The organism is Microbispora sp. CA-135349, from assembly GCF_050947365.1.
Lineage (GTDB): Bacteria > Actinomycetota > Actinomycetes > Streptosporangiales > Streptosporangiaceae > Microbispora.
Map to the genome: position 1 here is coordinate 230729 of NZ_CP192001.1, position 19601 is coordinate 250329.

The 19601-nt window shown below is 71.6% G+C and carries 15 protein-coding genes, 1 tRNA gene and 1 riboswitch; of the genes, 7 read left to right on the forward strand and 9 right to left on the reverse strand.

Going from position 1 to position 19601, the window contains the following annotated elements; translation table 11 throughout:
- Positions 1 to 63 precede the first annotated feature (63 nt).
- The 6 genes from ACQPZZ_RS01120 to ACQPZZ_RS01145 are packed head-to-tail and all read right to left on the reverse strand — an operon-like array spanning position 64 to position 6891.
- Positions 64 to 1566, reverse strand: a complete 1503-nt coding sequence (locus tag ACQPZZ_RS01120) for a serine/threonine-protein kinase (protein WP_432928091.1) — start codon at positions 1564 to 1566, stop codon at positions 64 to 66.
- Between the two features lie 7 nt (positions 1567 to 1573).
- Positions 1574 to 3031 (reverse strand): peptidoglycan D,D-transpeptidase FtsI family protein, encoded by a 1458-nt coding sequence (locus tag ACQPZZ_RS01125; protein ID WP_432928093.1) that lies wholly within the window; start codon positions 3029 to 3031, stop codon positions 1574 to 1576.
- Complete coding sequence (locus ACQPZZ_RS01130) at positions 3028 to 4371, reverse strand: FtsW/RodA/SpoVE family cell cycle protein (protein ID WP_432928095.1); 1344 nt, start codon at positions 4369 to 4371, stop codon at positions 3028 to 3030. The genes ACQPZZ_RS01125 and ACQPZZ_RS01130 overlap by 4 nt, the downstream gene beginning before the upstream one ends.
- 26 nt (positions 4372 to 4397) lie before the next feature.
- Positions 4398 to 5672 carry a Stp1/IreP family PP2C-type Ser/Thr phosphatase gene (locus ACQPZZ_RS01135; RefSeq protein ID WP_432928097.1) on the reverse strand — a complete coding sequence of 425 codons (1275 nt, stop codon included), beginning with the start codon at positions 5670 to 5672 and terminating at the stop codon, positions 4398 to 4400.
- Entirely contained in the window at positions 5669 to 6133 is a 465-nt protein-coding gene (locus ACQPZZ_RS01140) for an FHA domain-containing protein FhaB/FipA (RefSeq protein ID WP_079313436.1), read from the reverse strand. The genes ACQPZZ_RS01135 and ACQPZZ_RS01140 overlap by 4 nt, the downstream gene beginning before the upstream one ends.
- A gap of 17 nt (positions 6134 to 6150) precedes the next feature.
- Positions 6151 to 6891 (reverse strand): DUF3662 and FHA domain-containing protein, encoded by a 741-nt coding sequence (locus ACQPZZ_RS01145; RefSeq protein WP_363635518.1) that lies wholly within the window; start codon positions 6889 to 6891, stop codon positions 6151 to 6153.
- 157 nt (positions 6892 to 7048) lie between these two features.
- Here ACQPZZ_RS01145 and ACQPZZ_RS01150 point away from each other — a divergent pair.
- Positions 7049 to 7134: transfer RNA gene (locus tag ACQPZZ_RS01150), tRNA-Leu, on the forward strand.
- A 413-nt stretch (positions 7135 to 7547) separates the two neighbouring features.
- On the opposite strand, the gene ACQPZZ_RS01155 is transcribed toward ACQPZZ_RS01150, so the two are convergent.
- Both ACQPZZ_RS01155 and ACQPZZ_RS01160 read right to left on the reverse strand, forming a co-directional pair.
- Positions 7548 to 8552 carry a hemolysin family protein gene (locus tag ACQPZZ_RS01155; protein ID WP_363635516.1) on the reverse strand — a complete coding sequence of 335 codons (1005 nt, stop codon included), beginning with the start codon at positions 8550 to 8552 and terminating at the stop codon, positions 7548 to 7550.
- Between the two features lie 100 nt (positions 8553 to 8652).
- On the reverse strand, positions 8653 to 10122 hold the full coding sequence (locus ACQPZZ_RS01160; protein ID WP_363635514.1) for a hemolysin family protein: 1470 nt from the start codon (positions 10120 to 10122) through the stop codon (positions 8653 to 8655).
- A gap of 255 nt (positions 10123 to 10377) precedes the next feature.
- Here ACQPZZ_RS01160 and ACQPZZ_RS01165 point away from each other — a divergent pair, with 255 nt between their 5' ends.
- Positions 10378 to 11640 carry an LCP family protein gene (locus tag ACQPZZ_RS01165; RefSeq protein WP_432928101.1) on the forward strand — a complete coding sequence of 421 codons (1263 nt, stop codon included), beginning with the start codon at positions 10378 to 10380 and terminating at the stop codon, positions 11638 to 11640.
- 184 nt (positions 11641 to 11824) lie between these two features.
- On the opposite strand, the gene ACQPZZ_RS01170 is transcribed toward ACQPZZ_RS01165, so the two are convergent.
- Entirely contained in the window at positions 11825 to 12475 is a 651-nt protein-coding gene (locus ACQPZZ_RS01170) for a GOLPH3/VPS74 family protein (protein ID WP_432928103.1), read from the reverse strand.
- 43 nt (positions 12476 to 12518) lie between these two features.
- Here ACQPZZ_RS01170 and ACQPZZ_RS01175 point away from each other — a divergent pair, with 43 nt between their 5' ends.
- The 5 genes from ACQPZZ_RS01175 to ACQPZZ_RS01195 all read left to right on the forward strand — a co-directional run bounded on the left by ACQPZZ_RS01175 (position 12519) and on the right by ACQPZZ_RS01195 (position 19596).
- Positions 12519 to 13124 carry a TenA family protein gene (locus ACQPZZ_RS01175; protein WP_432928105.1) on the forward strand — a complete coding sequence of 202 codons (606 nt, stop codon included), beginning with the start codon at positions 12519 to 12521 and terminating at the stop codon, positions 13122 to 13124.
- 22 nt (positions 13125 to 13146) lie between these two features.
- On the forward strand, positions 13147 to 14025 hold the full coding sequence (locus tag ACQPZZ_RS01180; RefSeq protein ID WP_432928107.1) for an Fpg/Nei family DNA glycosylase: 879 nt from the start codon (positions 13147 to 13149) through the stop codon (positions 14023 to 14025).
- An 87-nt stretch (positions 14026 to 14112) separates the two neighbouring features.
- On the forward strand, positions 14113 to 14436 hold the full coding sequence (locus ACQPZZ_RS01185) for a rhodanese-like domain-containing protein (RefSeq protein WP_363635505.1): 324 nt from the start codon (positions 14113 to 14115) through the stop codon (positions 14434 to 14436).
- A gap of 110 nt (positions 14437 to 14546) precedes the next feature.
- A riboswitch (TPP riboswitch) is annotated at positions 14547 to 14663 on the forward strand.
- On the forward strand, positions 14654 to 15994 hold the full coding sequence (locus ACQPZZ_RS01190; RefSeq protein WP_432928109.1) for a purine-cytosine permease family protein: 1341 nt from the start codon (positions 14654 to 14656) through the stop codon (positions 15992 to 15994). (Overlaps the previous riboswitch by 10 nt.)
- Positions 15995 to 16203: 209 nt before the next feature.
- The gene (locus ACQPZZ_RS01195; RefSeq protein ID WP_432928111.1) at positions 16204 to 19596 is read left to right on the forward strand and encodes a BTAD domain-containing putative transcriptional regulator; all 3393 of its coding nucleotides are present in this window, start codon (positions 16204 to 16206) and stop codon (positions 19594 to 19596) included.
- Positions 19597 to 19601: the final 5 nt, after the last annotated feature.

The following is a 19601-nucleotide window of genomic DNA, read 5'->3' on the forward strand; positions in this document are numbered from 1 at the left end:
TGCACTGTCCCTTGCCGTTCATCGTGGGGTGCCACCGGTCTCCATCATCGACCCCTCTTTCCATCACTCCCCCTCATCCGGAGGGTTCGTGTCGGGTGGGGCGTCCGTAGGGGGCGGAGTCTCACTGGTTTCCGTGGCCGGGGTGGACGTCGGAGTCGGGGTCGAGGTCGGGGACGAAGCCGGTGTGGGCGTCTGGGTGGTTGATGCCGACCTGCTTACGGTAGCCGACGGAACGGCGCTCGGCTCGTCCGACGCCGCCGGAGCGGTCGGCCGATGCGTCCGTGGAACCTCTGACCTGTGCGTACGCGCCGGCGACGGCGATGGCGACGGCGAAGAGGGGGACGGTGAGACGGGCGCGGCCGTCTCACCCGGGTCCGGCGGCGCTTCCCCGTTCCGGGCGGCGGTGAAGGCCAGGACCCCGATGCCGACCGCGGCGGCGCAGCCCGCCGTCGCGAGGAGCAGGATCGCGGGACGGCGGCGACGCCCCCCGGCGGGCCCCTCAGGACCACCGGGGCGCCGCGTACGGTCGTCGGGGACGCCCGCGGGAGCCCTGCGCGGGGAGGGCGGGACCGGGCCCAGTGGCGCGGTGGCGCCGGGACGAGTTCCCCGGCCCGTCGGCTGCCCCGCCGGCTGACCTTGAGGCGCCGTCAGGCCGGGCGCGGCCGCGGTGGTGGCGCGGCCCGCCCCGCCGGTCGCGGGGAAGCCCTGGGGATCGGTCAGCGAGCCGAGCACCGCGGTCGAGGCGGCCGTGCCCGCGAGGGTCTCCCGCAACACCCGCACCCTGTCGAGGAGCACCGGCCCGGTCTCCGGCCGTGCGGCCGGGTCCTTGGCCAGCATGGACATCACCAGTGCCGCCACCGGCGGGGGCACGTTGCCGGGCAGCGGCGGGGGTGTGTCGTTGAGGTGCCGCAGCGCGAGCGCCACCGGGGTCTCCGCCGTGAACGGAGGACGGCCCGCGAGGCACTCGTAGGCCACCACCCCGAGCGAGTAGATGTCGCTCGCCGGGGTGAGGGTGGTGCCGGACGCCTGCTCGGGGCTCACGTACTGGGCGGTGCCGAGGATCGTGCCGGTCGCGGTCAGCGGCGCGGCCTCCCGCGCGCGGGCGATGCCGAAGTCGGTGATCTTCACCTGCCCGGTCTCGGTGACGAGCAGGTTGCCGGGCTTGACGTCGCGGTGGATCACCCCGGCCCGGTGCGCCGCGTGCAGGCCCTTGGCGGTCTGCTGGACGACGTCGAGCGTGACGTCCGGCCCGAGCGTGCCGTTGCGGGCGAGGACGGCCGACAGCGGCTCGCCCCGCACCAGTTCCATCACGAGGTAGGCCAGGCCGTCGTTCTCGCCGTAGTCGAAGACCTGGGCGATGCCGGGGTCGGTCAGGGCGGCGGTGATCCTGGCCTCGGAGCGGAACCGGTCGCGGAAGGTGGCGTCGCCCGCGACATGGCGGCCGAGCAGCTTGATCGCCACCTCCCGGCCGAGCAGTTCGTCGTCGGCCCGCCAGACCTCGCCCATCCCACCCGCGGCGATGGGAGAGGTCAGCCGATACCGCCCGCCGAGCACCGTGTCGGTCATGAGTCCATCACTGTCCGAGCACCGCCTGCATGACGTCGTGCGCGATGGGCGCGGCCACCGCGCCGCCGGTGGCGTCGTTGCCCGCGCTGCCGGACTCCACGAAGACCGCCACGGCGACCTTCGGGTCCTCGACCGGGGCGAAGGAGATGAACCACGCGTGCGACGGCTTGCCCGGCAGGGTCTCCGCCGTGCCCGTCTTGCCCGCCACGGTGATGCCGGGGAGCTTGGCCGCGCCGCCGGTGCCGTGCTCGATCACGCCGATCATCATCTTGGTCAGCTCGCCGGCCACCTCGGGGCTGACGGCCTCGTCCAGCTCGTCGGGGTCGGTCCCGTCGATCTCCGCGCCGTCCGGACCCATGATCTTGTTGACCAGGTACGGCTTCATGACCGTGCCCTGGTTGGCGATGCCGGCCGCGACCATCGCCATCTGCAGCGGGGTCATCTGGTTGCTCTGCTGGCCGATCGCGGTCTTGGCGAGGGCCGCCTTGCCCTCGTCAGGGCCGATGTTGCTGGCCGCGACGCCGAGGGGGATCTCCAGCGGCTGGCCGACCCCGAACTTCTCCGCCTGCTCCTTCAGCTTGTCGTAGCCGACGTCCATGCCCATGATGGCGAACGGCGTGTTGCAGGAGATGGTGAGCGCCTGCACCAGCGTCGCCCGGCCGCCGCACGACTCGCCGTGGTAGTTGGGCAGCGAGATGCTCGTGCCCGGCAGCGGCAGCGAGTCGGGCGCGTCGACCTGCGTGTTCTCGTCGCGGGAGGTGTCGTCGCTGAGGTAGGCCGCCGAGGTGACCGTCTTGAACGTGGACCCCGGGGCGAACGTCAGGTCGATGGCCCGGCTGAGCAGCGGCTTGTTCTCGTCCTTGTTCAGCTTGTTGTACGCCTTGTTGACCTTGTCCTTGTTGGCCTTGGCCAGCGGGTTCGGGTCGTAGGACGGCACCGAGACCATCGTCAGGATCTTGCCGGTCTTCGGCTCGAGCGCGACGACCGCGCCCCGCTTGCCGGTGTTCGCCAGATCCTTGTAGGCGACCTCCTGGGCCTTGGTGTTCAGCGTGAGGTCGACGCTCGCGCCCTTGGCGGGCTTGCCGCTGACCATGTCGATGGCCCGGCGCACCACCAGGTCGGGGTGGCTGCCGTCGAGGTAGCGGTTCATCGCGGCCTCGATGCCCGAGGCGCTCTCCGGCGCGAACCACCCGACCACGTGCGTGAACGGCTTGCCGAGCGGGTATTCGCGCTCGAACCGGTACGTCTTGTCTCCGGTGTCCACCGTCTTGGCCAGCGTCGTCTTGCCGTTGTCGGCCGTGATCCAGCCGCGGTCGACCTTGTAACGGGCGTACAGCATCCGGACGTTGCGAGAGTCGTTGCGCAGGTCGTCGGCCTTCACCGCGCCCAGGTAGGTCACGTTGGCCATGAGCAGGCCGAACATGAGCAGGCAGGCCACGGAGATGCGCTTGATCGTGCCGTTCATCGCTGCATCACCTGCGTCATCCCCTCGTCCTGGATCGCCTGTGGCGGCGGCCGGCGGGCCGCGTCGGACATCCGTACGAGCAGGGCGATGAGCATCCAGTTGGCCAGCAGGGCCGAGCCTCCCGCGGACATGAACGGCGTCACGAGACCGGTCAGCGGGATCAACCGGGTCACGCCGCCGACGATGATGAACACCTGCCAGGCGAGGAGGAACGACAGGCCGCCCGCCAGCAGCTTGGAGAACGGGTCGCGGGCCGCCAGCGACGTGCGCAGCCCACGCTCGACGATCAGGGCGTACACCATGAGGATGGCCATCAGGCCGGTCAGGCCCAGCTCCTCGCCGATGGCGTCGAAGATGAAGTCGGAGAAGGAGAAGGGGATCTCCCTCGGGTAGCCCTGGCCGAGGCCGGTGCCGAGGATGCCGCCGGAGCCGATCGAGAACAGCCCCTGCATGAGCTGGTAGCTGGTGCCGGCTCCGTAGACCTCGGCCGAGTCGGCGTGCAGCCAGCCGTCGAAGCGGGCCTGAACGTGGCTGAAGACCTGGCCTGCGAGGACGGCGCCCCCGACGAAGAGCAGGAGCCCGATGAGCACCCAGGAGGTGCGCTGGGTGGCGATGTACAGCATCGCGATGAACGCGCCGAACAGCAGCAGCGAGGTGCCGAGGTCCTTCTCGGCGATGAGGACGGCGATGCTGACGCCCCAGGTGATCAGGACCGGGCCGAGGTCGCGGGCGCGGGGCAGGTCGATGAACAGCAGCCTGCGACCGGCCAGGGCCAGCACGTCGCGCTTGGCCACCAGGTAGCCGGCGAAGAAGACGACCAGGGCCAGCTTGGCGAACTCACCCGGCTGCAGGGAGAACGGGCCGAGGTTCATCCAGATCCTGGCGCCGTAGTGCTCCGTACCGATGACGGGCAGCACGGGCAGGATGAGCAGCACGACTCCGACGAAACCGGCGGTGTAGGTGAAGCGCTGCAAGGCACGGTGGTCCTTCAACACGATCAGGGTCGCGGAGAACATCACCACACCGAGCGCCGTCCACATGAGCTGGTTGGTGGCTGAGGCGCCTACCTGACCCGTCTGCTCGATCCGGTAGATCATCACCAGGCCGATGCCGTTGACCAGCGTCACGAGGGGAAGCAGAAGGGGATCGGCCCACGGTGCCCACTTGGCCAGCACCAGATAGGCCGCGAGCATCAGACCGCCGAGGCCGAGGCCGTAGCCGAGCATGCCGGACGGGACCTTGCCGTTGATCCCGAGCCCGACGCCGGCGTACGCGCCCATCACGATCAGCACGGCGAAGGCGAGCATGCCCAGCTGGGCGCCCCGCCTCTTCGCGGTCATCGGTACGGGCGTGGCTTCGACAGCAGTCACTTAGCGGACCTCGTGGGGGTCGGCGTCGCCTCGGTGTCGTGGGTGGGAGCCTCCGAGGCGCCGAAACTTTTCATTCTGCTGATCCCGGCCTGCAGGTCGTCGACCGGGATGCCGCTGCGGACCTGGTCCTGCTGTACGGCTGGCAGCGACGAGACGCGGAGGTGATCGGTGTAGGCGACCTTCTTGAAGGACACCGGGCCGACCTCCGCGTCGACGCCCTGGAAGACGACGAGCTCGTCCCCCTGAACGCCTATGTAGAACTGGCTCTGGGTCCACTGGTAGCCGAAATAGCCGCCGGCCCCGAGCGCGGCGGCGGCGACCAGCACCCCGACGGCGACCTTCGGCCCCGATCGGCCCTTGCGCGAACGCCGTGCGGAGGACTGGGCCTCGCGCACGGGTTCGTCGTCCAGGTCGTCGTCGATGATCACCGGTTGGGGCGCGGTGACCGTGGTGGCCCTGCCCGCGGGGGTGTCGGGCGGCGCCGAGCGGACCCGCCCGGAGCCGGCCGCGCCCACGACCGCCGCCACCCCGGGCGGCGGCTGCAGGTCGTCCACCTCGATCACGTCGGCGACCACGCAGGTGATGTTGTCCGGCCCGCCGCCCCGGTTGGCCAGGTCGATGAGCTGCCGGACGACGTCCTCGGGATCGTCGAGCGTGGTCAGGGTGTGGTGCAGGGTCTCGGCGCTGACCACCGTGGACAGGCCGTCCGAGCACAGCAGGTAACGGTCGCCCACCTGGGCCTCCCGGTCCTGCAGGTCGGGGTCGACCTCGCCGCTTCCGTCCAGCGCGCGCAGCAGGATCGAGCGCTGGGGGTGGTTGGCGGCCTCCTCCTGGGTGATCCGTCCGTCGTCCACCAGGGACTGCACCAGGGTGTGGTCGTGCGTGATCTGGTACAGCTCGCCGTTCCTGAGCAGGTACGCGCGGGAGTCGCCCACGTGGACCAGCGCGAAGCGTGAGCCGCTCCAGAGCATCGCGGTGAGGGTGGTGCCCATGCCCTTCAGGCTGGGGTCCCGGGCCACCATCGCGTGCAACTGGTGGTTGGCGTCCCGGACCGCCGCCTCGATGGCGCTGAGCAGGTCACCGCCGGAGGCGTCCCGGTCGAGGGACGACAGTGCGGCGATGGCGACCGAACTGGCCACCTCGCCGTGGGCATGCCCGCCCATGCCGTCGGCGACGGCAAGCAGGCGGCCGCTGGCGTACGCCGAGTCCTCGTTGCCTTCACGGAGGAGCCCGACGTCCGAGCGAGCGGCGTAGCGGAGTGCGATGGTCATTTGCGCAATTCGATGACGGTCTTGCCGATGCGGATCGGAACTCCGAGGGGCACCGGGGTCGGGCGGGTCACTTTCGAGCGTTCGAGGTACGTGCCGTTCGTGGAGCCGAGATCCTCCACGATCCACTGGCCGTCCTGAGGGAAGAGCCGGGCGTGCCGGCTCGAAGCGTAGTCGTCGCTGAGAACCAGCGTGGCGTCGTTCGCCCGGCCGATGGTGATTGGCGTCTCCGTGAGGTTGATGATGGTCCCTTGCAGGGGACCACCGGTGACGATCAGCTGGCGGGGTTCGCCCTTCTTGGGCTTGGAAACCGGTCGGGGCTGCTTGACCGGCTTGCGTGCGGGCGCGGGAGCCGTACGCGGACCGAACAGGTCTGTCCGGATGACGCCGACCGCGGCGATCACGAAGAACCACAGCACCGCCAGGAAGGCGAGCCGGATCAGCAGCAGCGTTAGCTCGGACATGGACCGTCTGTCTACCTCTAATCGCGCCTGAACACCAGTGTCGTACGGCCGAGCGTCACTCTCGTCCCGTCCTGCATCTCGATCCTGCGGATCGGCTGGCCGTTGACGAAGGTGCCGTTGGTCGACCCCAGGTCCACGAGCACGACCTGCGGTCCTTCCACTCTTAGCTCGGCATGATGCCGTGATACGCCGGGATCCACCAGCCGAAGATCACAATCGGTTCCGCGGCCCAGCAGTGTGACCGGTGTGGTCAGCTCGTACGAGCGCTGGCCCTGGGGGTCGTCCTGGGTGGAGACGAGCAGCCGGGGACGGCCCTGGAACGCGCTGGTCCGGGCTGCCGGCACGTCGCTCGGCGGCTGACGGATCTCGTCCTGCTCCACCGTGGCGCCGCGGATCACACCCGACCGGATGCGGAAGAGTCCCACCGCGAGATCGTCCGCGGTCTCGAAACGCACCCGTACCGGCCCGACGAACGAGTAGCCCTGCTCCTTGGCGTACTCCCGCGCGAGAGTGGCCAGCTCGTGGCTGATGCTGTCGGCATACACCTCCAGCCGCTCGCTGTCGGTCGTCGACAGCTCCACCACGAAGTCGTTCGGCACGAGCGTGCGACCCTGAGCGACGATCGCGGCCCGCTCGTCCATCTCCCTCTGCACGGCGCTGGCAACCTCGACCGGCTGGAGATCGGACTTGAACGCCCGCGCGAAGGCCCCTTCAACCAACCCTTCGAGCCTGCGCTCGAAGCGCTGAAGGACTCCCACCGGATACCTCCCTTCCATTGCCACTACGGTCGCGACCGCTCCGGTGCTGCACTGAGCTCCTTCGCATCGTCGTTGAGAAGGATCGTATCCGGGTTCGTAAGCACGGGCGGATACGTGCTAACCTTTCCAGGCACCCAGAGATGGGGGCCAACCGCAAGGGCAAGTGGCGGAATGGCAGACGCGCACGGTTCAGGTCCGTGTGTCCGAAAGGACGTGGGGGTTCAACTCCCCCCTTGCCCACCAGGAACAAGCCTCGCTTGGCGACAGCCCGGCGGGGTTTTTTCTTTGTGCCGCCCAGGGGGACGACTCCCTGGTACCCCCGGCCGGAGGACACGCCTCGCTCGACGATGCCGCCGTCGTGCACCTCCGGCCTCCCTCCGGCCCGTACGGCACGGGCCCGTGTGTGGTGTCGCGTCAGGGGCCCCGTCGGGCCGGAGCCAGCCTGTCGCGCACTGCACATTCTCAGGAGGCCGACTTTCAAACCACTTTCCCCGCGCTTGCAGGCGGCGACCTTTACCTTTTGTCCCACTCTTTAAGAGCACATGTCTCACGATGAGAGATCTGTCGTGAAGTCGCAGGAGCGGGGACGGGCAGGGGCCTCCCGAACAGGGCCCGGCGTGCCCGCTCCTCGGGCGGGCACGCCGCGGCTGTTCCGCTCAGGCGACGAGCAGCTCGCCGACCAAAGTGGTGAGATCGATCACACCCACGGGCGTGCCCCCGGCGTCCGTGACGAGCCCGAGCTGGGCACGGGCCTCCTGTAGCAGGGTCACGGCGTCGGAGACCGTGGTGTCCTTCGCCATGCGGGGCACCGGGGTCGCCAGCTCGCCGGCCCGGCGTCCCGGCTGGAGAACCGCGTCCCGCACGTGCAGCACGCCGACCACCTCGTCGGGGGTGACGACCAGCATGCGCAGGCCGCCTCCGCGGGCCGCCGTCCGGCGTACGAGCAGGTCGTCGGCGTTCGCGGGCACCGAGGACGCCTCGCCGACGGGCACCATCAGCCGCTCGACCGGCTGGGAGTGGACCCGCAGCGCGCGGGTGAGCAGGTCGTGCTCGTCGCGGTCGAGCATGCCCATCCGGCCCGACTCGGCCACCAGCATGGCGAGCTGGCGGGGCGTGCGGGTGGTGGCCAGCTCGTCACGGGGTCGTACGCCCGCCAGCCGAAGGACGCCGTTGGTCAGCGCGTTCAGCACGGCCAGAATCGGGCGGACGACCCAGGCGAAGCCGCGGAACGGCAACGCCAGTCCCATCGCCGCGCGCTCGGGGTGCGTGAGCGCCAGCGACTTGGGCGCCATCTCGCCCACGACCATGTGCAGGAACGTCACCAGGGCGAGCGCCACGACGTACGCCACGGGGGTGCGCAGCGACTCCGGCAGCAGCGTCAGCACCGGCTCCATCAGGTGCTCGATGGAGGGCTCGGCGACCATGCCGAGGCCCAGGGAGGCCAGGGTGATCCCGAGCTGCGCCCCGGCGAGCATGAGCGACAGCTCGCGCCCGCCCCTGACCGCGGCGCGGGCCGTGATCTTGGCGAACCGGCCACCGCTGCCCGCGACCTCCTCCAGCCGGTGCCTGCGGGCCGAGACGAAGGCGAACTCGGCCGCCACGAAGAACCCGTTGGCGGCCAGCAGCACGATGCCGAGCAGAACGCCGGTGAGAGAACTCATGCCACCTCCTCGCCTTCGGCTCGGAGTCCGGTCGTGCCGGAGGCGCGCAAGGCGGTACCTCGCCGAACGCTGTGTTCAATGATTCGCTCGCTCCGCTCGCTCATGCGGGCCTGCCCTGGAACAGCGCGGAGAACAGCTCGGTGGCGTAGTCGGCGCCGCCCGGGGCGCGGGCGGCCGTGCGGGCCTTCTCCCGCTCCGGCCGTTCCTCCTCCGGCGCCTGCGCCGATTCCACCGCGGACGTCTCCGTCGACACCCGCACCCACTCGGGGACGCGGCGGCGCACGCTCAGGACCGTGAGCACCGCCCGCTCGGCGTCCTCCTCCTCGTCGAAGAGGTGGGGCTCAGGCACGAGGGGGGAGACGACCCGGTCGCCGGGCTCGGCCATCCGGCCGAGGAGCGCGAGGACGAGGCCTGCCACGGTCTCGTAGTCCTCGCTCTCGGGCAGCCGGACGCGGGTCGCGCGCTCGACCTCGTCGAGGCGCAGAGTGCCGGGCACGTCCCAGACGTCGTCGCCACGCCGTACGACGCCGAGCGGCTCGGGGTCGTTCTCGTCCACCAGCTCGCCGACGAGCTCCTCGGCCAGGTCCTCCAGCGTCACCACGCCGGCCAGCCCGCCGTACTCGTCGATCACACAGGTGAACGTCTCACCGGCGGAGGTCATCCGCCGCAGCAGCTCGGGCAGCGGCAGCGTCGCGGGGACGAGCAGCGGTGCGCGGGTGATGCCGCCGACGAGCCCGTCGGAGGGAGAGCCGGCTTTCAGATACTCGGGCAGCCCGGCCACTCCGACGACGTCGTCGGCGTCGGTGCCCAGGACCGGGTAGCGGGAGTGCCCGTGCGTACGCAGGGCGTCGAGGAACTCGGCGACGGGCCACTCGGCGCGCAGCGAGACCACACGCGGGCGGGGGACCATGACGTCCTCGGCGGTGCGGTCGCCGAACTCCAGCGCCCGTTCCAGCATGTCGGCGAGCCGGGGCGGCAGCTCGCCCGCCGCGGCCGACTCCGTCACGATGCGCGACAGCTCCTCCGGGGTGGCGCCGTGTTCGAGCTCCTCCACGGGCTCGATGCCGAACAGGCGCACGAGCCGGGTCGCCGCGGCGTCGAACAGGCGGATGAGCGGCCCGGCGACCACGAGATAGACGTGCGTCGGGCGGGAGAGGAACTTCGCGACGTCGTCGGGCCGTGCGATGCCGAGGTTCTTGGGGGCCAGCTCGCCGAGGATCATCTGCACGATCGTGGCGATGGCGACGCCGAGGGCCACGGAGACACCGGGGACGGCCGAGCCGGGGAGCCCGGCGGCCTCGAGGGGGCCGCGCAGCACGCCGGCGACCGCGGGTTCGGCGATGAAGCCCACAAGCAGGGTGGTGATCGTGATCCCGAGTTGCGCGCCGGAGAGCATGAACGACAGGCGTCCGGTGATGTCGAGGGCCCGGCGTGCGGCGCCGTCGCCGGCCGCGGCCTGCTCGCGCAGGACGCCGCGGTCGGCCGCCACGAAGGCGAACTCCTGCGCCACGAAGAATCCGGTGGCCAGGGTCAGGAGGAGGACGGCCACAAGGCCGAGGGCGGCGCTCATCGGGCGCCCGCCGTGCGATCATGAGATCCCGTGCCTGTGCACGGGCAGGTACTCCAGGGGTCCGAAACGGACACGACGATCCTTTCGCGTGGTGGTATACCACCGTAACGGCTGGAATCTCTCCTGTGTTTCCCGGCAGGCTTTACCGACTGCTTAGAAGGCGTCTGGGTACCGTGAAGAAGGGGGCGCATCGGCAAAGACTTCGGCCGCTGCGTTCAAAGCACGCGTAAGGACGCTGAGGGGCTGGGGATTCACGTGGCCGACGAGGACGAGGCGACCCGCGCGTACCGGCGTACGGCCCAACCCCCGGCGGCCCAGCCCCCGGCGGCGCAACGTCCGGCGGCCCGGCCCCCGGCACAGCCCGGGCAGGCGGCTCCGGCGGGGTCGGGCAGGGAGGACACGGTCCCCCGCATTCGCTCCAAGGTGTACGGAAAGCCACGTTCCGGCAACACCCCGGTCCGCCCGCTCGGCGGGAGCGGACAGGAGGCGGGGGAGCCGCAGAGCGCCCCGCGCGGGGGCGGTGGCGGGCCGCGGGGCCGCGACGGGGCCGCACGCGGCGGCCGCGGACCGCGGCGGACCGGCAGGATCATCCTGCGGGGCGTCGTGGTGCTGGTCGTGCTCCTGCTGATCGCCGCCGTGGCCGGATATTTCTGGATCGGCTCCCGGCTCCGGCCGGTCGAGTCGCTGACCGACTACAACGGGCGGCCCGCCGAGACACCGGGCGCCGACTGGCTGCTGGTCGGCTCCGACAGCCGGGCGGGCCTGACGGCGGCGCAGCGCAGGAAGCTGGCCACGGGAAAGGCGGTCGGCAAGCGCACCGACACGATGATGCTGCTGCACATCCCCGAGAGCGGCCGGCCGACCCTGGTCAGCCTGCCCCGCGACTCGTACGTCCCGATCGAGGGGCACGGCAGCGGCAAGCTGAACGCGGCGTACGCCTTCGGCGGCCCGAAGCTGCTGGCCAAGACGGTCGAGCAGGTGACCGGCATCAGGATCGACCACTACATGGAGATCGGCTTCGGCGGTTTCGTCGGCATCGTGGACGCGATCGGCGGGGTCAACATCTGCGTGAAGCAGGACATCAAGGACCCGAAGGCCGGCATCGACCTGAAGAAGGGCTGCCAGGACATGGACGGCGGCACCGCGCTCGGCTACGTGCGGACCCGGGCCACCGGCGCCATCCCGGACTTCGAGCGCACCCAGCGGCAGCGCCAGTTCTTCTCCGCCGTCGTGCAGAAGGCCGCGAGCCCCGGCACGCTGATCAACCCGTTCACCTCGGTCCCGCTGGCGCTGAGCGCGGCCGACTCGGTCTCCGTCGACCCCGGCTCCGGCCTGTTCGACCTGCTGTCGGTCGGCCTGGCCATGCGTGAGGGCCCCATCGCCACCGCCGTGCCGATCGGCTCGCTGCCGACGATCGGCGGGCAGGCGGTGGTCAAGTGGGACACCCAGAAGGCGCTGCGCCTGTTCGAGGCGCTCGCCGCCGACAAGCAGGTCCCCAAGGACGTCATCACCAAGTAGCCCCGGCGGGGTCGCTCCCGGAGCCTCCGGGTGGTCCGTGCGGGCCATGCGACCCGTCCCGGCCGCTCACACGGCCGCTCACACGGCCGCTCGTCCGGGGCGCTCCGCGCGCGGCACGGGCGGCAGGGGCGGGCGGCAGGGGTGAGCGGGCAGGGGTGAGCGGGCGGGGGTGAGCGGGCAGCGCTCAGCTTCCGGCGGTGGCGGCGACCGTCGCGGCGGTCGTGGCCGCGGCCACGGCGGCGTGCACGGACGCGATCGTCTTGCGGACCGCCTCGCCCGTCCACTGGCCCTGGGCGATCTCCTTGATCCGGCCCTTCGGCGCGTCAGGGAACGCCTTTCGGTCGAGCTTGGCCGCGTGCATGACCGCGATCAGGACCGCCGTACGCTCGTCCGGCTCGGCCCCGGCCAGCACGCTCTGGACACGCTCCCGCACGCCTTTCTCCGGGCTCGGGTCGAGCTCGGGATAGCGCGTGGTGGGGAAGATGCCCAGGATCTTGCTCTGCTGCTCGTTCAGCACGCCCCGGGCGGCCAGGCGGGTCAGCAGCCGCTTGCGCAGCCTGCCCGCGCGCAGCTTGCCCACCCACCAGTCGGCCTTGTGCGGGCGCGGCTCCTCCGCGATGCGGGTGAGCGTCGCGTCCAGCTCCTCCTCGCCCAGCCGGGTGTGGTCGACGGGCACGACCTTCGCGCCGTCGAGGTCCACCCGGCCGCGTACGGCGAGCTCCGCGAGCAGCGCACCCCCCAGGGCGCAGTCGAGCTCCACCGACCCGATGACCGGCTTTCCGGTGTCTTCCCGGTAGGCCAGCAGCAGCACTTCCTCGGCGATCGTCAGCGTCACGCAGACGAGCCTAACTCTCCGATCAGGGCCAGAATGGGCGCTTATGGGAATCTCTGCGGACCTCCACGCCATCGGGCGGCCGATGCTGGACGCCCAGCTCGCGCACCCGACCGTACGCGGCATCGCGGCGGGCGACCTGCCCGAGCCGGTCTTCAGGTCGTGGCTGGAGCAGGACTATCTGTACCTGCTCGACTACGTCCGGGTGTTCAGCCGGCTGGCCTGGCAGGCCCCGGACGCCCACCTCGGCGACCTGGTCGACCTCGCGTACGCCACCTGGCACGACGAGCTGAACCTGCACCGGTCGCTGTCGGCCGAGTTCGGCGCCGACCTCGACGGCGCGGTGAAGGGCCCGGCCTGCGCGGCGTACACGTCGTTCCTGCTGGAGGCGGCGGCCGACTACGCGGAGGGCCTGGCCGCGTTGTACCCCTGCATGTGGGGCTACTCGACGCTCGGCCGGATCCTGGCCGCCGACCCGCCCGCCGAGCCCCGGTACAAGGCGTGGGTGGACACCTACGCCGACCCCGGGTTCGCCACCCTCGCCGAGCGCATCGCCGTGATGATCGACGAGGCGGCTCCCGACCCGGCGCGCGCCAGGGAGCTGTTCGTCCGGGGCATGGAGCACGAGCTCGCGTTCTGGGACGTCCCCTGACCGCGCGGGTTAGTGTGAAGGCATGCCGGAGCTGCCCGAGGTCGAGGCGCTCGCCGAGTTCCTCCGCGAGCACGCCGTCGGCCATGCCGTCGTCGGCGTCGACGTGACCGCCATCCAGGCGCTCAAGACCGTGAACCCGCCCGTCACCGCGCTCGCAGGGCTGCTCGTCACCGGCGTGGCGCGGCGAGGCAAGTTCCTCGACGTCGACTGCGACGGCCTGCACTTCGTCACCCACCTGGCCCGGGGCGGCTGGCTGCGCTGGCGCGACGACCTCACGGGCGCGCGGCCGGTGCGGCCGGGCAAGGGCCCGCTCGCGGTCCGGGTGAGGCTGTCGCCGGGCGAGGACGGCCGCGCCCCCGGGTTCGAGCTGACCGAGGCCGGCACGCAGAAACGCCTGGCCGTCTACGTGGTGCGCGATCCCGGGGAGGTCCCCGGCATCGCGGGCCTCGGGCCCGACCCGCTCGCCGAGGAGTTCACCCCGGACCTGCTCAAGACGATCGTGGGCGGCAGCCGCGCGCAGATCAAGGGCCTGCTGCGGGACCAGAAGGTGATCGCGGGCATCGGCAACGCCTACTCCGACGAGGTGCTGCACGTCGCGAAGATGTCCCCCTTCAAGGTCGCCGGCACGCTGACCGACGGCCAGATCGCCGATTTGCACGACGCGATCGTGAGCACGCTGCGGGACGCGGTCGGGCGGGCCAGGGGGCTGGCCGCCAAGGACCTCAAGTCGGAGAAGAAGTCGGGCCTGCGCGTGCACGGCCGTACGGGCGAGACGTGCGAGGTGTGCGGCGACACGATCAGGGAGGTGTCGTTCGCCGACTCGTCGCTGCAGTACTGCCCGGCCTGCCAGACCGGTGGCAAGCCGCTGGCCGACCGCCGGCTGTCGCGCCTGCTGAAGTAGCGCCGCTGAAGTAGCGTCGGCGACCACCGAGGATCACAGCTGCAGGTCCGGGCCCGGGCACGGGTGTCGTGCCGCCACAATGGGCGCATGACATTGCCGGAAATCACCCCTGACGCCCTGCCCGACGACGCGTACCTGCTGGACGTCCGCGAAAACGAGGAGTGGGTGGCCGGCCACGCCCCCGGCGCCGTTCACATCCCGCTCGGTGAGCTGCAGGTGCGGCTGGACGAGGTGCCGCACGACCGGCGGGTGTACGTGGTCTGCCGGGTCGGCGGCCGGTCGGCGCACGCGGCGATGTGGCTCAACCACATCGGCAGGGACGCCGTCAACGTGGACGGTGGCATGCAGTCCTGGGCCGCGGTCGGACGCCCGATGGTGAGCGAGACTGGCGCGGCGCCCTACGTCGCGTAGAAACCCAGGCCGGCGCGGGCAGCGGGCGGCGTGGGAACCAGGCCGGCGCGGAAACAGGCGGCGCAGGCTTAGGAGAACGGTCAAAGTAGTGCCATAATCGCAAAGACATCATCAATACTCGCGGGAGCTCGGGCGTGACCGGGCTGAGAGGGCGGATCGAAGTCGTGCCGCCGACCGCATGAACCTGTCCGGATAATGCCGGCGTAGGGAGCGTGTGATGACTTCTGCCGTCGTCGACGACGCGCACGCGGAGGTTCCGCTCACCCTGGACGAGGCGGCCCCGAGAAATCTGGGCCTGCTCGATCAGGGGGCGTTCTGGGCCAACCTCGGGGTGAGCCTTCTCGGCTTCTCCGGGGCGCTGTTCCTGCTCGACCCGCTGGGCGGGAAGCCGCTCACGTTCACCGCCGCGGTCCTGGCCGCCGTCGTCGGCAGCCTGGTCGGGACGGCGATGGTCGGCCTGGCCGCGATCCCCGGCACGCGGACCGGCCGCCCCGCGATGGTGCTGCTGCGCGGCCTGTTCGGGGCCCGGCTCTCGTACATCCCGACCGTGCTGAACATCGTGCAGATGCTCGGCTGGGGCGCCTTCGAGCTGTGGGTGATCGCCAACGGCGCGCAGGCGCTGTTCGGCACGGCGGTGCCGTACGCCGTGTGGGCGGTCGCGGCGGGCGCGCTGACGATCGCGCTGACGATCCGGCCGCTCGGCGCGCTGCGGCTGCTGCGCCGCTACGTCACCGCGGGCGTCGTGATCGCGATGATCTGGCTGTCGGTCGCCCTGTTCGCTCAGGGGCCGTCCGTGGGGGGCGGCTCCTGGGACGCCTTCGCCCCCGCGGTCGACTACGTCATCGCGCTGTCGGTGTCGTGGGTGCCGATGGCGGCCGACTACGCCAGGCACTCGCGGTCGAGCGGCGCGGCGTTCACCGGCGTGGTGGCGGGATACACGATCGCCCAGGTTGCCTGTCTGGCCCTCGGCATCGCCGCGCTCGCCCTGGTCGGCAACGACGAGAACAAGGTGTGGGATCCGTTCGTGGCCGCTCCTCTCGGGGTCGTGTTCTTCGGCATCCTGGTGCTGCGCGAGGTCGACCAGTCGTTCGCGAACGTCTACTCGACGACGGTGTCGATCCAGAACCTCGCCCCGCGCTGGGACCGCCGGGTGATCTCGGTGGTGATCGGCGTGCTCACCACGCTGATCGCGCTGTTCGCCGACGTGAACTCCTACGGCGCGTTCCTGAGCGTGATCGGGGCGGTGTTCGTGCCGATGTTCGCCGTCCTCGTGGTCGACTACTTCCTGCTCGGCGGGGCCGCCCGGTGGAACACGGCAGAGGACGCCCCCTCCCGCTGGCTCATGGTCGCGCCGTGGATCCTCGGGTTCGCGGCGTACTGGATCGTGACGTCCACCCCCACCGTCGGCTGGTGGGACGGGTTCTGGACCGACGTCCGCCTCGCTCTCGGGTTCGTCCACCAGCCCTGGATGAACGCCGCGCTCGCCGCCTTCCTCGTCGCCGCGCTGGTGACCGCGGCGCTGTCCGTCCCGGCCCGCCGCCTGCGGTCGCGCCGTTAGAGGGGGCCTGCCTCTCACCCCAGCCGGCTTCGCCCTGGGGCCGGCGTGTTTCCCGGGCCGGTGTGTTTCTCGGGCCGGCTTCTCACCCAGAGGCAAGCGAGTTGCAAGACGACGCCCCAAGACTGCCGCTCAGGGAAAGGCCCGCTCCGGCCTTCACCGTCAGAGAGGCCGTGGGGGCAGTGCAATTCGGGGTTCTGGGTCCTTTCGAAGTGCGGGACGGCGAGGTGCCGGTCGGCGTCGGAGGCCCGCGGCAACGGGCCGTCCTGGCCCGGCTGGTGCTCGCCGCCGGCGCGGTCGTCTCCACGGACACATTGATCGAGGACCTCTATCACGGCAGGCCGCCGGCCACCGCACTCGAGTCGATCCACGTCTACGTGTCGAACCTGCGTCGTGTCATCGAACCGCAGCGGGCGCCGCGCACCCCTCCCCGGCTCCTTGTCGCGAAACGCCCGGGCTATCTGCTCGCCACCTCGGACGTCGACGCCCTGCGGTTCGGCGGGCTCGTCGCCTACGCGGAACGCAGGCCACCCGCCCGGGCGCTCGCGCTGCTCGACGACGCGCTGGGGCTCTGGCGCGGCCGGCCGTACGCCGACTTCGCGGGCGAGCTCTGGGCCGTCACCGAGGTGAACCGCCTCCACGAGCTGCGTCTGGTCGCCGTCGAGCGCCGCGCACAGGCACAGCTCGACCTGGGCCGGCCCGAGGCGGCGATCCAGGACCTGGAGGCCGAGACCGGGGAGCATCCGCTACGCGAACGGCTGTGGTGGCTGCTGGCCCTGGCGTACTACAGGACCGGCCGTCAGGCGGACGCGCTGGCGACACTGCGGCGCGCCAGGAGTCTCATCGCCGATCAGCTCGGGCTCGATCCGGGCCCGCAGCTGCGGGCGTTGGAGCAGGACATCCTCCGGCAGGCCCCGTCTCTCACCCCACCGTCTCTCACCCCGCTGGCTCTCCCCACCCTGCTCGCTTCTGCCCCGTCCGCTTCTGCCCTTTCCGCTTCTGCCCCGTCTCTCACCGCGCAGGCCCGCACTCTCCCCGGCGAGCCCGTCGTACCCACCCCCGCCCGGCCGGCCTCCGGGAAGGCGCGCCCGCCGCACGGGCGCGACCGGCAGCTCGCGGAGATGGAGGCGATGCTCGGCGGCGGGGTGAGCACGATCGCGGTGACCGGGGAGCCGGGCATCGGCAAGACATGGCTGCTGAAGGCGTTCCGGGACCGGTGCGCGGAGAGGGGACACCTGACCCTCTGGGGTAGCTGTCACGATCTCGAAAACGCCCTGCCACTGCGGCCGTGGATCCAGGTCCTGAGGGCGCTGGAGCGCGTCCGTCCGGCTCCCGACCCCGAGGCACTGGCCGGGCTCCTCGACGAGGAGGTCCCGCAGGGATCGGCACGGGGATCGGCACAGGAATCGGCACAGGAATCGGCACAGGGGGCGCGTCAGCGGCGTCATCAGGCCGTCGCCGACTGGCTCTGCGCCGCAGCCCTGGAACGGCCGGTCGTGATCATTTTGGACGATCTCCAGTGGGCCGACCCGGCGACCCTGGGAATGCTGCGCGATGTGACGGCGCTCGTCGGCGAGTCGGCGGAGCATGTCCCGCTCACGCTGGTGACCGCGTTCAGGGACACGGCCCGGGCCGGTCCGCTCGACGACGTGCTCGGCAGATTCGCCCCGTACAACCTGCTTCGCATCCGGCTCGCGGGCCTCGACACCCCCGCCATCCGGGCCATCGCCGTGACCGTGGGCGCGGAGATCGACGAGCGGACCGCTCAATTGCTGACCCGGCGCACCGGCGGCAACCCGTTCTTCGTACGTGAGACGGCCCGGCTGCTTGCGCGGGGCCGTCCGCTGGAGATGGTGCCCGACGCGGTCGCCGGCCTGATCCGCCAGCGGCTGGCGGCGCTGGACCCGCGGGTCGCCGAGGTGCTCGAGATCGCCGCGGTGATCGGCAGGGAGTTCGATCCCGGCGTCGTGGACGAGGTGCGGGCGGCGCCCGTCTACGACCTCCTGGACCAGGCCGTGCGGACCGGTCTGGTCGTCGCCGCCGGGCGCCGGATGGGCTTCGCCCACGACCTGGTGCGGGAGACCCTTCTATGGGAGATCCCGCCGCTGCGCAGGGCAGTCATCCACCGGAAGGTGATGAACGCGTTCGTCGCCCGGCCCGGCGCCGACGTCGCCGCCATCGCTCATCACGCGATCCAGGCCGGGCCCGCGGCGTACGCGGAGGCGGCGCGCTGGGCCGCCGCGATGGCCGAGCAGTCGGGTCTCCGCCTGGCCTACGAGGAGGCGGCCACCTGGTGGGGCCGTGCGGTCGAGGCGCACGGGGCCGCGGCCGGTGATCCCGCCGACCACGTCGAGCTGCTGCTGCGGCAGGCCCGCGCCCTGCTCGACGCCGGCGACGCCCTGGCCGCCAGAAGCGTGCGGGCGCGGGCGATACGGGTGGCCGACCGGGTGACCGGCCCCGACGGGCACGTGCTGGCCGCCCGGGCGCTCACCGCGCTGGACGCCCCCTCGATCTGGAACCTGCGCAATCCGTACGAGGAGGTCGAGCTCCAGCTCGTGCACCGGTTCGGGCGCGCGCTGGACGCCATGCCCGAGGCCGCCGCCCCCGAGCGGGCGCGGCTGCTCGGCGGGCTGGCCCAGGAGCTGTACGACGGGTCGGACGACCCGCGCTGCCACGTCTACTCCGCGCAGGCGGTCGAGACGGCCCGCCGGCTCGGCGACCCGCACCTGCTGATGCACGCGCTGAACGCCCGATATCTGGCGATCCCGAGCTCGATCTACACCGAGGAGGCGCGGGAGATCGCCGGGGAGCTGGAAGACCTGGGCCACAAGACCCGGGCGCCGGAGTTCGAGCTGCTCGCGCAGATGATGTGGACCTACCGTCGCATGGAGGTGTTCGACGTGGCGGGAGCGGACGAGGCGGCCGCACGCTGCGACGCCATGCTGGCCCGCATGCCGCTGCCCTGGCCGCGTTTCCAGCACACCATGTGGCGGGCGGGGCGGCTCACGCTCCGCGGACGGTACGACGACGCCGAGGCCCTCTACGCCGACCTCGACCGGCAGGCCGGACACGTCGGCATGTGGTACGCGGGATCCGTCGTGTCCCTGGGCCGCATCCTCCTCGCCTACCACAGGGGGACGATGGACGGGGCGGAGCCACTGATCGACGCGGTCGCCGGCGTCAACCCCTGCGGGGACCAGGCGCTCCGCGTGCTCCTGCGGTGCGGCCAAGGGAGAAGGGAAGAGGCGCGCGAGGAGGCCGCCGAGGGGTGGCGGCCGGCGCCGCGCGACTGGTCGTGGCTGACCTTCACCTGTCTCCAGGGCGCCGCGCAGGCGGCGGTCGGCGACGCGCACGCATGCGCGGCCACGTACTCCGCCCTCCTGCCCTACAAGGGACGGATTTCGGTGGGAGCCGCGATCGCCTTCCTGGGGCCGGTGGACTGGTTCCTGGCGATGCTCGCCTCGGCCACGGGGGACGACGCCGCCGCGGCGCGGCACCACGCCGGGCTCGCACGGCTCGCCGGCAGGGCGGGTCTCACCGTGTGGCGGGACCGCGCCGTCGCCGCGGCCGGTCGATCACGCAGGGCGGCTCCCCAAGGCTGCTGAGGGCT

Bases quoted from the DNA above. Each gene is read 5' to 3' on its own strand.
- ACQPZZ_RS01190 (WP_432928109.1), top strand. From the start codon at position 14,654: ATGACTTCTGCCGTCGTCGACGACGCGCACGCGGAGGTTCCGCTCACC.
- ACQPZZ_RS01180 (WP_432928107.1), top strand. From the start codon at position 13,147: ATGCCGGAGCTGCCCGAGGTCGAGGCGCTCGCCGAGTTCCTCCGCGAG.
- ACQPZZ_RS01120 (WP_432928091.1), bottom strand. From the start codon at position 1,566: ATGACCGACACGGTGCTCGGCGGGCGGTATCGGCTGACCTCTCCCATC.
- ACQPZZ_RS01155 (WP_363635516.1), bottom strand. From the start codon at position 8,552: ATGAGTTCTCTCACCGGCGTTCTGCTCGGCATCGTGCTGCTGGCCGCC.
- ACQPZZ_RS01130 (WP_432928095.1), bottom strand. From the start codon at position 4,371: ATGACCGCGAAGAGGCGGGGCGCCCAGCTGGGCATGCTCGCCTTCGCC.
- ACQPZZ_RS01135 (WP_432928097.1), bottom strand. From the start codon at position 5,672: ATGACCATCGCACTCCGCTACGCCGCTCGCTCGGACGTCGGGCTCCTC.
- ACQPZZ_RS01185 (WP_363635505.1), top strand. From the start codon at position 14,113: ATGACATTGCCGGAAATCACCCCTGACGCCCTGCCCGACGACGCGTAC.
- ACQPZZ_RS01125 (WP_432928093.1), bottom strand. From the start codon at position 3,031: ATGAACGGCACGATCAAGCGCATCTCCGTGGCCTGCCTGCTCATGTTC.
- ACQPZZ_RS01175 (WP_432928105.1), top strand. From the start codon at position 12,519: ATGGGAATCTCTGCGGACCTCCACGCCATCGGGCGGCCGATGCTGGAC.
- ACQPZZ_RS01160 (WP_363635514.1), bottom strand. From the start codon at position 10,122: ATGAGCGCCGCCCTCGGCCTTGTGGCCGTCCTCCTCCTGACCCTGGCC.
- ACQPZZ_RS01140 (WP_079313436.1), bottom strand. From the start codon at position 6,133: ATGTCCGAGCTAACGCTGCTGCTGATCCGGCTCGCCTTCCTGGCGGTG.